Origin of the sequence: Streptomyces sp. NPDC058662, from assembly GCF_042716255.1 — a bacterium.
In the GTDB taxonomy this organism is placed as follows: domain Bacteria; phylum Actinomycetota; class Actinomycetes; order Streptomycetales; family Streptomycetaceae; genus Streptomyces.
Genome location: NZ_JBHXRU010000002.1, coordinates 205,616 through 217,421 on the forward strand (window position 1 = coordinate 205,616; position 11,806 = coordinate 217,421).

An 11,806-nucleotide genomic window follows, 5' to 3' on the forward strand; every position below is an offset into this window, starting at 1 on the left:
GACGTGAGCCACTTGGTCCCTAGAGCTGGAGCGCCGCCTCCCCGATCGAGTCCATGCCGAGCCTGACCATCAGGATCCAGCCGAGGCCGGCGCCAAGCCACCGTGGGGCGAGCAGCCGAACCGGAAGGTGATGGTCCTGCATCGGCTCGGTGTTCGTGCCCTCCTCTTCAGCGTGCTTGAGCAGCAGGTCGAAGCGGTGCTCACGCTGGGCTCCGGTGGTGATCTCCAGGCCCTTGCAGAGCAGGGCGAAGTCGAGCGTCAGGTCCGGTCGGCCTGCCTGACGCATCCGGGAGAAGGACCGGACACGGGCCTTGGTAGCGCGTGCACAACGGCCCGAAGGATCTCCTATGCCTCGGCCATCGTGATCCTTGGAAACGGGGCGTCCTGACGAAGCCCAATGGGGTCGCCTCCTTGGCGGCGGCACCCCCACCCTCCTCTCCTCCCAGGCAGTTACTCCTCCGTCGACGTTGTCGGATCAGCAGAGCCCGGCTCGGCAGTCGGCTTCTCTTCCGGGGGCGCCGTGCGCCGGTACTGCGGGTGGTCGAGTCCATCTGCTTGGCGGCGTCGAGCGCCACGGGGAAGCGTGCCCGATCGGACGAGAAGAGTGTTTGGTGGCACAGCTTGGCCGTCGCGACAGCGAGGGCTTCCTCGGAGGCGCCTTCGGAACAGGCGATCGGATGGATCTCGGTGCCCGTCATGGAGTACCAGTTCTGGGGCAACTCGTCTTTGCGGCGTTCCTCTTTCTTCTTCGAATGGACGGAGCGTTTGGCATCCCACCAGGTGCGCTTGGAACCCAGTCGGTCGGCGCCGGCGCCGTCGTAGCCACGTGGCACATTGCACAGGGTCCACGCCAGCGGGCCGAATTCCGTGGTCACTTGGTAGAACGTGCGGGTCGTTTCGACCGCGTCAAGCACCTGCTCGGCCGCTCCCCCGGGACCCGCATCCTGCTCATCATTCACACGGCCGCCCTCGCCTGCTCGCTGCGCACGGTGCTCCCGATCGCCGACCTGACCGGCGACGAGTACGACAGCCTGACTGGTCACCGCTCGTTGCTGCACGGGGCGAACCCGGTGAACGAGGGGCACCTCACCGAACCGGCAGAGACCGACGCCGTGTCCGGCGGGCGCTCGACTGGTTGGCGGCAGGTGTGGCACCGTCCATGATCACAATCTGCGCCGGTTTCAAGACAACGGCCCGGCTGCCGAGCGGTGTCTGCCCTTCATGCCATGCAGCCGCGCGGGAAAGACACGTGTCGCACAGCAGGCAGGCGAGTCGGAACACCGGATCCGGTGGATGTACTCAGCACCCTGGATCGATACACTGAAAACAAAGTCAAGCTACAGATTGCGTGCCGGGTCTCTTCGCTCATGCGGGACGGCTGCCGACACCTGACGTTCCGGGAGGAGCGAGATGGCCCAACGTACGGATCAAGTGTCGGTAACCCTGGCGGCGATCGCCCGTCTCGCGGGGGTCGGCCGCGCGGCGGTGAGCAACTGGAGGCGCAGACACCCGGACTTTCCCGAACCGGTCCGCGGCACGGATGCGAGCCCGCAGTTCGCCCTGGAGGCTGTCGAGGAATGGCTGAAGCGGAACGACAAGATCGCTCCAACGGCGGGTCCGCTGGAACGGTTGTGGCCGCGGGTCGCGGACCTGGGCGACCGAGACAGGATGGGCCGAGTCGTCGCCGGCCTCGGCAAAGAACTCGCCGACGCGTCGGTGGCCGATGAGGATGCGGCTGCTAACCGTGCGGACAAAGGCGTACCGCTACATTCGGCGGAGCAGGCGCTCGTGGACGAGGCCGTGCGCATGGCCGGTGTCGAGGGTGGAGCCGAGACCTTCCGGTTCCTGCTCGACCGGTGGCTGGGCACGCACGTCCGTCAGATTGCCACCACGCCGGCCCCGCTCGCCACTCTGATGGCTGCCATCGCGGCTGAGGTGCGCGGCGCGGACCCGGTGCGGACGGTGTCCGATCCCGCCTGCGGCACCGGCACACTGCTGCTCGCCGCGGCCCGCCGATGGTCCGAACCAGAAGCGGGTGGGAGCGAGCTTCGCCCTCTTGGGCTTCTGGGGAACGATGCCGACCCGGTTCTATCCTCGGTCGCAGAAGCCAGGCTGATCCTGGAGGCCGGGCAGCAGGCGTTGGTCTCGGTCACCGCCACGGACACGCTGCGGGACACCATCGGCCCGCCGTCCGAACCGGTCGACGTCGTACTCTGCAATCCACCTGCCAACGAACGCGACTGGGGCCACACGGAACTCGCCACGGACCGGCGCTGGACGTACGGACAACCACCCCGCACGGAATCGGAACTGGCCTGGGTCCAGCACGTTGTCTCCATGCTGGATGAAGGCAAGGGCGCCAGCGTCACCGGCTATGGCGGTGTGGCTGTCGTCCTCCTGCCTCCGGGGGTGGCCGCCCGCCGGGCCGGGCGGCGCATCCGTGCAGGTCTGCTCCGGGCTGGTGTGATCCGCGCGGTGGTCGCTCTGCCAGCCGGGGCCGCGCCGCCCTACGGAATTGGACTTCACCTGTGGGTCCTCGCCGCGCCCGCGCCGCGCTCCCAAGACTCGGTGGTCCTGGTGGACACGTCGGACTGCCGCCACACACCATCCACAGTCTCGGCTTCCCGCCTACCGGCCATCGACTGGGATGCGATAGGAGACCGGGTTCTCACCGCGCTTCAGGGCGGTGAAGGGCATGGCAGCGTGTCCGTTCCAGTGACCGACCTGCTCGGCGAGGAAACCGACCTCACCCCGGCCCGGCACGCCGCGGCTGCTGGATCGACGAGGCCGGTGGACCTGCGACGCCTGTGGACCCGGTACGAGAAGGGGCTGCTCGCCACCCAGGACGCGGGGAGGTCCCTGCGCGAATTCTCTGCGGTGCAGGACGCCGTCAGTCACGGCACCGTGAGCGTCGCCGAACTAGAACAGGCGAAGGCCCTCAGCATCCTCTCCGGCAGCGCCTTGCCGGAGGAAACGGTACGGCGGGGCGACGTCCCGGACGACGGGGTCGGACTGGTTACGGGCCTCCTCGCGATCGGCCCGGAAGAACAGCAGTGGCTCGACCGGATTGCCGCCGAACAAGCGGACCAGGACGGGCTGTTCCCGCTGACATCATTCGGTGACGTGGTCGTCGTCGCCACGGCACACGGCTTCGACGCATGGGTCGAGACGGCCGCTCCGCGAGCTCTCGGCCACCACGTGTACCGCCTCCGGGTTGATCCGGACCGCCTCGACCCGTGGTTCCTCGCCGCCTGCTTGCGGGAGAGGTCGAATGCCAGGCGAGCCGGCGCCCACGCTTCGAACGCCTCGCGGGTTGACGTCCGCCGACTCCACGCGCTGCGGCTGCCGCTGCAAGAGCAGCAGGCGTACGGCGAAGTGCACAGGAAGCTGGTCGAGATGGAAAAGGCACTCGCGGAATTGGGGGGCGTCGGACGAGAGCTGAGCGACGGGTTGTCCGCGCTCTTGGCGACGGGGCGTCTGGAGTACCGCTGAGCGTGACCGCTCAACCCTGACCGGCGTCCGGCAAGCCGTTCAGGACGACTTCGATCAGTTCCGGGGGACGACAGTCGGAGTGCGAGCAGTCCGTCTCCGGGCACTCGGCCATGAACGCGGCGAGCTCCCGAATGAGCGACAGCAGATGCCGCTGCCCAAGGAGTCCGTCTACAGGAGCGTGGCAGACCTGCGCCGCGCATTGCGCCCACTCGGCGAGAGCCTCGTCCCGTTGGCCGGACAGGCCCATCTCCGATGCTCGGCACTCCACCAACCCCAGGCGGGCCGCGAGGAGCGCCGCGAAAGCCGACTCGCCGGGCTGAGCCACGCCCCTCAGGTCACGGACGACGTCCCGGTACCGCTTGTCCGCACCGACTCCTTCTTGGTGAATCCGCTCCCGGTCAGCTACAAGGACGCGTGCCGTAAGCACATCGGGATCGAACACTCCCCAGCGCCTCTGCGCCGGAGAAAGCAAGTCTGACAGCCGGTCGCCTACCGGCCCCGTCGCTGCGCCAGCGCCGTGGATCTCGTCGTACGCCGTGGCAAGGGCATGCTGGAGGCGGTCCCGGTCGACAGCACCCCCGGGGCGCCGAATCCGTGAGCGGCCCCCCGGACGCGCGCCTCGCCTCGCCTCGTGAAGAGCCGAGGGTGCCGGGCGACGGAAGGGAAGAGTGAGGTCGGGGTAGACCGCCGGCACCGGCTCGGGGTCGTCGGGCTGAGGCAGGTACGGCCGCAACGCCTCGGCGGCGCTGCGCGCGGAAGGACGCCGAGCAGGGTCCTTCGCGATCATCCAGTCGACCAAGTCGGCCAGCCGGGAGGGGAATCCAGGAAGAACCCGGTCGAGACGGGGCGGTGGTTCATGCAAATGGGCCTGCGCCATCTGGATGTCACTGGCCGGGTGGACGAAGACCGGTCGGCCTGCCGCCAGTTCGAAGAACAGGCAGGCTACGGCATAGACATCCGCCGCACCCGTGGGGTTCTCCTCCCCGCCGAGGACCTCCGGGGCCTTGTACCCCATGGTGCCCGGGGTCTGCCCCTCGGTGTACCGGGTCGCGTCGTGATCGGTGAGCAGGGCGATGCCGAAGTCGCCCAGGTAGGCACGACCGGTGGCGTCCTCCAGGAGGATGTTGTGGGGCTTGACGTCACGGTGCACCGTGCCCGCTTCATGCACTCGAGCCAGGGTCTCCAGGATCTGGACAGCGACTGAAACCGCCACTCCGACGTGCCTGCAGTTCGTATTCAGGTATTTCCGCAGGTCAGTTCCCTCGATGTACTGCATCACCAGATAGGGGCGGACCCGGAAACGACCGTGGTGCACCAGGAACGGGACGCCTGCACCACCCAGACGCTCATACAAACCGATCTCCCGCTCGAAACGCTGCAACTCCGTGAGCGTCGGCTCGACGCTCCAGGCGTCCAGGGCAGATCTTGCGGCGTCAGGAATGAGGAACTTGACGGCGACAACGGAATCGTCGGTCAGGTCGATCGCACGACATACCGCACCCATCCCGCCCACGGAGGGGGTCCCGTCGATCCGGAAACGTCCATCAATGATCATGCCGCGCTCCATGTGAACGCCTCCCCGTTCCTGGGTGATCCAGACCGAGGCACAGAGTAGCGGAAACTGACGCACCTTCATTACATCACTTGACTTTGTTCACAGCAGCGCGTCATGGTTCCTTCCAGAGTCGACCGAGGGACCATCCGACGACCAGCCACGAGGAGCGGCCCATGACCGCGTTCCGCAAGCCGCCACACTCCATCGGGGACAGCACCCTGCTGCGGATCGGTGCCTCGCTGGTGCGGCCCGACCCTGCCGGCTGCCCACTGGGCCGCGCACTGCGAGCCAGGGCCCTGGTCAAGGCCCCGGGACGGCTCCCTGCCAAGCCGGTCGAAGACTTCTCCTTCAAGCCGTTCTTCGCTCTCCTCGACGCTGTCGAACACGGCAGCCGGAGCCTCGTCGAGGCCGCGGCGGATCCGGCGAACTTCCGCAAGTGCACCCCGGTCCATGTCGCCTGGGCCCGCGAGGCCGCCCACCACTACCTGACCGCCAGGTCCGACCGGGAAGCTGCGCAAGGCGCGGCAGACCAGTCCCCCCTCCTGCCGGTCGCCCCTGCCTGGGTCGCCGGGAGCAAGAAGCTGGCGCAGCCGGATGCCCGTGGGGTGACGCAGTACGAACGCACCGTGTGGGGGCGAGGGTACGCCTCGCGGGACGGGCGCGTACGCGAGATCTGGATCCCTTCCCTGGGCACCGTGAAGCGGGACAGGCCAGCGGTGGAGATCGCCGCGGTCGCCCACGTCCTGCTGACCGGCGCCCCCTCCCTGACGCCGTTCGGCGCCCCTTCCACTCCCCTCCCCGGACCTCACGTCCGGCCGGAGCGGATCCGTGTGATCGGAGTAGGGCTCGCCGACGGAGGTACGGAGACACTCGCCGACTGGACGGCGGAGGAGACCGAGCATCGCTATCTGAGAGCCGAGGTCGCTGCCTCGATGGCCGACCTCGCCGACGCCACCGAGGCCCGCCCGAGCGCCGACTGCGTCCGCTGTGTGGGACTGCCCGACTGCGTGGCCGTCCCGCGGGTTCCGGGACTCCTCGGCGTGGCCGCCACTCCAAGGAAACGTCGCAGTCTGTCCGTCAGCGACCTTCGGGCCTACGGGAACTGCGCCGAGCAGTACCACGCCACCCGCGTACTCAAGCTCCGCGACGGACGCACTGAGAGCGCTGCCATCCGCCGGGGAAGGGCGGTTGACGCCTGGCTGAACGGGCGGCATGCAGATCCCGCCCGTGGATCCTGCCGTGCGGTGCCCCTCCCCGAGCACCTGCCCGGTCTCACAGCCGATGAGCAGTACGAAGCCCTCGCCATGCTCCACCAGCACCGGGCTCACTGCCCCTTCGACGGACTGGCCGATCACGAGACGGTCGAACCGCAACGGCGGATCGTCGCCTACGACCCACAGGCCGACGTGGTGCTCGTCGCGGACTGCGACCTGATCCACACCGACCGGGGTGGCGTGGTGGTCCGCGAGACCAAGACGACCACGAGCAGCTACACCCACGGCGGAGGGCTGATGCGGCAGTACCCACAGCTGGCCCTCGCCGTCCTCCTCGTCGAAGGTGGCGCCCTCGGCGGCGACGCCCTCCGCTCCCGCATCGAACTGGAGGTGCTGCGCCCCGACGGTGCCCGCCTCGAAGAGCTCGACCCCCACGACTCGCGTACCGCCATCCGTGCCCGTGCGCTGCTCCGCGAGCTCGTTGCCGACTGGGCCGCCGACCGCGGCTACCAGGCCGCGCCCTCCTCCGGGACCGACTGCCGCACATGTGACGTTCACGGCTGGTGCGCCACGGGCCGCGAACGCACCAACACCGTGGACGGTGCGGCATGACCGGCCCGAACGCCCCCATGAGCGACGACTTCCTGCCACTGCCCGCCGAGGAGTGGGCCGCCCACGAGGGCGTGCCCTTGCTGAAGACGCTCGCCCAGGCGCTGCTCATCTTGGAGGACACCGCCGACCTGGAGTCCTTCACCCTGCCCTATCCCGCCGAGGCCCAGCGTGCGCTGGACCGCACGGCTCTCGCCTGCCTCGTGCGCGGTGAGGAACCACCCGCGTCGCTCGCCGAGCTGATCGACCGCTGCCGCACCCTGCCCCTCGCCGAGTGGCCCCTCGACCTGCCCGCCGACGCGGCAGGTCCGCAGGACATGCTTCTCGACCCGGTGTCGGGGAGGCCCGGTGACCTGTGCCACGAGTGGGCCGAGCGCTGTCCCGACACCGCCGCCCGGTTCCGCGACCGCATGATCGTGCACACCGCGCTGAGGCTGTGCCGGGAGCACGGCGAGGAGGAGGCGTACACAGAATTCAGGAGGCTCCTCGTGCGGCGCCCGGTGCTCCCCGTCGCCGAACTGTCCGCTCTCGGTGGAGATCTGGTCCTCGAACCCGTCCACGAACTGATCATGCGCATCTACCAGGACGTGCCCGACAGCTACCTCCGCAACGACCACTACACCACCTGCGGGCGCTGCCTCACCCTACTGGTTCCCGTACGCGACGGCTCATGGTGGTGCGAACGTGACCGCTGCCGCCGGACCGGGCCGGCGCCGCTGGGACGACGACTGGAACGGGCGACGACCGGACGACCGGTCCAACTCGAGCGTCCTTTGAGGCAGTTCGTCACCGGACCGGGACGTGCCGAGGCCGATCTGGAGCGACAGCTACTCGACCTGGGTCTCGATGTGCGGATGTGGCCCGGGTACGACGCTTACGACCTGCTGGTCACGTTCCCCGACGGGCACCGCTGGGCCATCGACGTCAAGGACTGGGCCCATCCCGTATTCCTCGGCCGCTCCGCCCGCCCGGTCCCCGCCGACCCGCCGTACGACGACGGGTTTTGGGTTGTTCCCCAGTACCGGGTTGCCGCCCGGCCCGGCTATCTGGCCGCCTTCGCCCGTGCCCGGCCGGCCCGCGCCCGCGGATTGCCTCTGCTCACCGACCGTGCCCTGGTCTCACGAGCCACAGCCCGGCTCCGCGAGATCGGGACCCTGCGCCCCCGCCCCCGAGCCGCAGGACTCACCACAACCCGCACGAACCGAACCACCCCCGACGGAGCCCGCCATGCGTGACCAGATCGAGTGGAACCGATCCGTCGTCCGGGAACTGAAGAGAGCCTGGGCGGGAAACCCTGGTCTCGAAGGCCTCAAACCCTTCCATCTCTGCCAGGTCGAACTGGCCCTGCACCTCCTCGAACTCATCGCCCCGGACCAGCCCGCCGAGAGCGCATACGTCCTCCTTGGCGGATACCCGTACGCCGAGGCCGCGGGCCTGGTCACCAGCGAGGAGCATCGGACGGCCCTCATCGCCGGCCGGCATCTGCTGTGGACACTGCGCCGCAGCCACGCATGGCGTCAGGCCCTTTCCCGGTACGAGCGCGTACCTGACCGGCTGCGGGCGTACCACCTGCCGGAACCCGGTGCGCGGACCCCGCCCCGCCGCATCGTCCCCACCGTGGCGGCCGGCCGCCACGCGGTCTACGGCGAGGCGCTCTCGCGGGTACCTGACTTCGTGCGCCGCCCGCTGCCGCTCGCGCCGGCAGGACGCAGCGAGTTCCAGGAGGGCAACCGGGCGGCGTCGGTGCGCTTTCCGGCCGACCTGATCGAGGACGGCATCGAGGGGCACGAACTCAGCGCCGGACCTCCGGTTCGATCGGGCCCGATCGAGATCACCCGCGAACAACTCCTTGATACCGCACGGTGGATGGACGAGGTAGAGGAGGACGAGGACGTCGAACGGCCGGGCCGCTGGGAGCAACGACTCACCGAGGTGCGCATCGCCCCGCGTGACGCCGACGGCCGAGATTTCACCGAGCACGACCGGATCGTCTTGGACGGCACACTGCACTTGGTCGGCATGGTCGGGGCGGGCAAGAGCACCTTCATGGTCCTGGCCGCCGCCACCGCGGCCCGACGCGGCATGCGGACCACTCTCGTAGTGGGCGACGCGGCCGAACAGCTCAGGCTCTGCGAGCTGTTCGAAACCGTCGGGCTGCCGGCCGTCCCCGTGCTCGGCGTCTCCACCCGCGAGACCCATGTACAGCGCCTCCACCGCAGACTCGCCTCCCGCGGTCACGACAACCTCCTCGACCACCACGCGCCCGCCTTCGACAATCTCAGCACCATCTGCATCGCCGACGCCCTGCGGGGCAACGAGGCGATCGAACCACTCGCCTACAGCGATGCGCCGTGCACCCGACTCCACCCGGAGAAGGAGACGCAAGAGGCCGGGACGACTACGGAAGCCGCATCGCTGCCCGCGCCATGGCGCCCTTCGGGCGTGCAGTCGGCACCAGCCCGCCAAACCACCGACCGGGGCCCGAACGGCACCGCCCTGGCGACTCCGCACGGCTGCCCCCTGTGGTCACGGTGCCCCCGGCACCGAGCCGCCCGCCACCAGGTCGACGGACTCATCTGGGTTGCCAACCCGTCCAGCCTCGTCCAAAGCCCTGTGCCCGCGCACCTCAACGACGAACGGCTCCGCCAGCTGGAACTCGCCTGTCTGCGCAGCAACCTGGTCTTCGTCGACGAGGCCGACTCCGTCCAGATGCGCTTCGACGAACTCTTCGCTCCTTCCGCGACCCTGGTGAAGCCGGGCACCGAATCCTGGCTCGACCAGCTGCACACGCACAAGATCGAGGAGTTGAGCAGGCGTGGGAGGCTACTGCTCGCCGACCGGGACGTGGAGCAGTGGAACGCGGCGCTCTCCGTGGTCGCCACTGCCGCCGATCGGATCTACCAGCGGCTCATCTCGGACACGACCCTCCGCGAGTGGGTGGACCAGGAGTACTTCAGCCCCTGGGCCTTGCAGGAGAAGTTGATCGCGGAATGGTTCGAGCTACCGCGCCATCCGGAACACCCCGAACCCTTCGAAGGGGCAGTCGAAGACGAGCGGAGCCTCTACGAAGGGTACGAGGACGACTCGGAAGGGGCGGAGGACTCCACAGCTGCGGTGCCGGAGCCCGATCCTCGTCGTGCCGCGCTCACCGCCGTCCTCGACGACTTCCGGGACGATCCGCTTGGCGACGGGGACTTCACGGACCCGCTCTCCACGACTCTGTCCGCCGCCGCGAAGGACCTGCTGTACACGCTGTCGCCGGCGGCCTCCCGTACCCGGGTCCAGTCCCTGCTCGACGCACTCCTTGCAGGAACGCCAGTCCTCGACCGTTTGACTCCGGAACACCGGGACGAGTGGAAGCGCATCACCCGTGACCGCTTGGAGTTCGTGCTCCTCCTCTCCGTTCTCCATCAGCGCCTCGACCGGCTGACCTATCTCTGGCCCATGGTGGAAGCGGCTCTCCGCCTCGACCGGCAGGGCAAGGAACTGGCCCGCCGCGCACCGCTCGACTACGCGCCGATCATCCCCGAAGCCCCCATGGGCAACGTTCTCGGCTATCAGTACCAGCCCCAGGAGGACACCTACGACGAGGTGGGGCGCACCAGCGGCACACTGCGCTTCTTCCGCTGCACGGGGGTCGGCCGCGAGCTGCTGCTCTCCCTCACCGGTCTCGGCGAGGACCGTGCGATCGGCCGCCCTGGCCCCAACGTCGTCCTGATGTCAGGTACCAGCTGGGCTGGGGAATCCACCCGGGCCCACATCCTCGCTCCTGTCGGCGCCGTCCTGATGCCGTCGGAGAAGTCCCTCGAAGGTGTCGGGCAGACCCGGTTCGCCACCCACTTCCTCTACGACGCCGCAGGGGAGCCCATGCGGCTCTCCGGCACCGAGCTCGAAGCTCGGATCCCCCAGGCCCGTGCCATGGCAGACCGGCTCGCCCGGCCCGGCGCCGGAGGTGCCGGCAGCGTCCTCGACCAAGAGCTCGCCCGCATCGCCGACGACCACCGCCGGCGCGTCCTAGTCCTGGTCGGCAGTTATCGCGAAGCGTACGCCGTGGCCGAGACCATTGACGGACAGCGCTCGGAACGGTGGAAGGGCCGGGTCCGCGTCCTCGTACCGGACGACGCCGACCTGGGTCACCTGCCCGGCGTGGATGGCCCGGCCCTGCTGGCAAGCCTCCGCCGGGGCGACCTCGCCACCTTTGCCGAGGACCGCACGGCCGAGATCCTGGTGGCCCCGCTGATGGCCGTGGAACGCGGCCACAACATTCTCAACGGCCAGGGCAGGGCAGCCTTCGGCACCGCAGTCTTCCTCGCCCGGCCGCATCCCCGGCCCGACGACCTGTCCCTGTCCGTCTACGCCCTCAACGACTGGATCACCCGCTTCATCCGCGACCAATCACGCAGCGACGACCGCGTGGGCCCTGCCACTTTCACCGATCTGGTCCGCAATGCGGAGAACCTGGACCAGGCAGGCCATGCGCTGCGTCAGGAAGCCCGCAAGGAATGGCGTCGGCTGCTCTCCCGCCGCTACGCCTACTCCGCCCTCCGTCCCTGGGAACAGCGCGCCTTCGCCTGGGACCAAATGGTCACCATGTGGCAGGTCATCGGCCGCCTGGTACGCGGCGGCGTACCCGCCCGGGTCCTCTTCGTGGACGCGGCCTTCGCCCCGGCCGCCGCGTGGGCTTCGGCCCCCGCGGTCAGGGCCATCGGCGGCCGTCGGCCCGGCCCCGGCCTCCTCCACGCCGTGCGGTCCGTGCTCGCCCCGTACTTCGTCGGCACTTCGTCGCCCGGAGCCGAATCCGGAGCGGCGGACCCGGCCGACGCCGGAGTCGCCCGTCTGCTGTACGCCCCGCTCTACAGCGCCCTCGGTCGGATCGACCATCTCAACCGCACCACCTGAGAACAGCACCCACGGCTCCTTCCCACACCGGACGGCA

8 protein-coding genes are annotated in these 11,806 nt (G+C 69.3%); 5 read left to right on the forward strand and 3 right to left on the reverse strand.

What is annotated here, in order from left to right:
• Positions 1-19: 19 nt before the first annotated feature.
• Both ACFWUQ_RS02030 and ACFWUQ_RS02035 read right to left on the reverse strand, forming a co-directional pair.
• A complete protein-coding gene (locus tag ACFWUQ_RS02030; RefSeq protein ID WP_384531608.1) occupies positions 20-286 on the reverse strand; it encodes a hypothetical protein in 267 nt (88 codons plus the stop codon).
• Positions 201-959 (reverse strand): RNaseH domain-containing protein, encoded by a 759-nt coding sequence (locus tag ACFWUQ_RS02035; protein ID WP_384531649.1) that lies wholly within the window; start codon positions 957-959, stop codon positions 201-203. Before ACFWUQ_RS02035 ends, ACFWUQ_RS02030 begins: the two co-directional genes overlap by 86 nt.
• Here ACFWUQ_RS02035 and ACFWUQ_RS02040 point away from each other — a divergent pair.
• Together ACFWUQ_RS02040 and ACFWUQ_RS02045 are read left to right on the forward strand one after the other, a co-directional pair.
• Positions 876-1,163, forward strand: a complete 288-nt coding sequence (locus tag ACFWUQ_RS02040; protein ID WP_384531651.1) for a hypothetical protein — start codon at positions 876-878, stop codon at positions 1,161-1,163. The genes ACFWUQ_RS02035 and ACFWUQ_RS02040 overlap by 84 nt on opposite strands.
• A gap of 247 nt (positions 1,164-1,410) precedes the next feature.
• Entirely contained in the window at positions 1,411-3,492 is a 2,082-nt protein-coding gene (locus ACFWUQ_RS02045; RefSeq protein WP_384531609.1) for an N-6 DNA methylase, read from the forward strand.
• Between the two features lie 10 nt (positions 3,493-3,502).
• On the opposite strand, the gene ACFWUQ_RS02050 is transcribed toward ACFWUQ_RS02045, so the two are convergent.
• Positions 3,503-5,059, reverse strand: a complete 1,557-nt coding sequence (locus ACFWUQ_RS02050; protein ID WP_384531611.1) for a serine/threonine protein kinase — start codon at positions 5,057-5,059, stop codon at positions 3,503-3,505.
• Between the two features lie 161 nt (positions 5,060-5,220).
• Between ACFWUQ_RS02050 and ACFWUQ_RS02055 the strand changes: the two genes are divergently transcribed.
• From ACFWUQ_RS02055 to ACFWUQ_RS02065, 3 genes are read left to right on the forward strand one after another with little or no spacing between them, the layout of a single operon-like run.
• A complete protein-coding gene (locus ACFWUQ_RS02055) occupies positions 5,221-6,873 on the forward strand; it encodes a PD-(D/E)XK nuclease family protein (RefSeq protein WP_384531613.1) in 1,653 nt (550 codons plus the stop codon).
• Positions 6,870-8,105: a hypothetical protein gene (locus tag ACFWUQ_RS02060; protein ID WP_384531614.1), complete on the forward strand. Its 1,236-nt coding sequence runs from the start codon at positions 6,870-6,872 to the stop codon at positions 8,103-8,105. The genes ACFWUQ_RS02055 and ACFWUQ_RS02060 overlap by 4 nt, the downstream gene beginning before the upstream one ends.
• Positions 8,098-11,769, forward strand: a complete 3,672-nt coding sequence (locus ACFWUQ_RS02065) for a hypothetical protein (protein ID WP_384531616.1) — start codon at positions 8,098-8,100, stop codon at positions 11,767-11,769. Before ACFWUQ_RS02060 ends, ACFWUQ_RS02065 begins: the two co-directional genes overlap by 8 nt.
• Positions 11,770-11,806: the final 37 nt, after the last annotated feature.

Bases quoted from the DNA above. Each gene is read 5' to 3' on its own strand.
- ACFWUQ_RS02030 (WP_384531608.1), bottom strand. From the start codon at position 286: ATGCGTCAGGCAGGCCGACCGGACCTGACGCTCGACTTCGCCCTGCTC.
- ACFWUQ_RS02045 (WP_384531609.1), top strand. From the start codon at position 1,411: ATGGCCCAACGTACGGATCAAGTGTCGGTAACCCTGGCGGCGATCGCC.
- ACFWUQ_RS02050 (WP_384531611.1), bottom strand. From the start codon at position 5,059: ATGGAGCGCGGCATGATCATTGATGGACGTTTCCGGATCGACGGGACC.
- ACFWUQ_RS02055 (WP_384531613.1), top strand. From the start codon at position 5,221: ATGACCGCGTTCCGCAAGCCGCCACACTCCATCGGGGACAGCACCCTG.
- ACFWUQ_RS02060 (WP_384531614.1), top strand. From the start codon at position 6,870: ATGACCGGCCCGAACGCCCCCATGAGCGACGACTTCCTGCCACTGCCC.
- ACFWUQ_RS02065 (WP_384531616.1), top strand. From the start codon at position 8,098: ATGCGTGACCAGATCGAGTGGAACCGATCCGTCGTCCGGGAACTGAAG.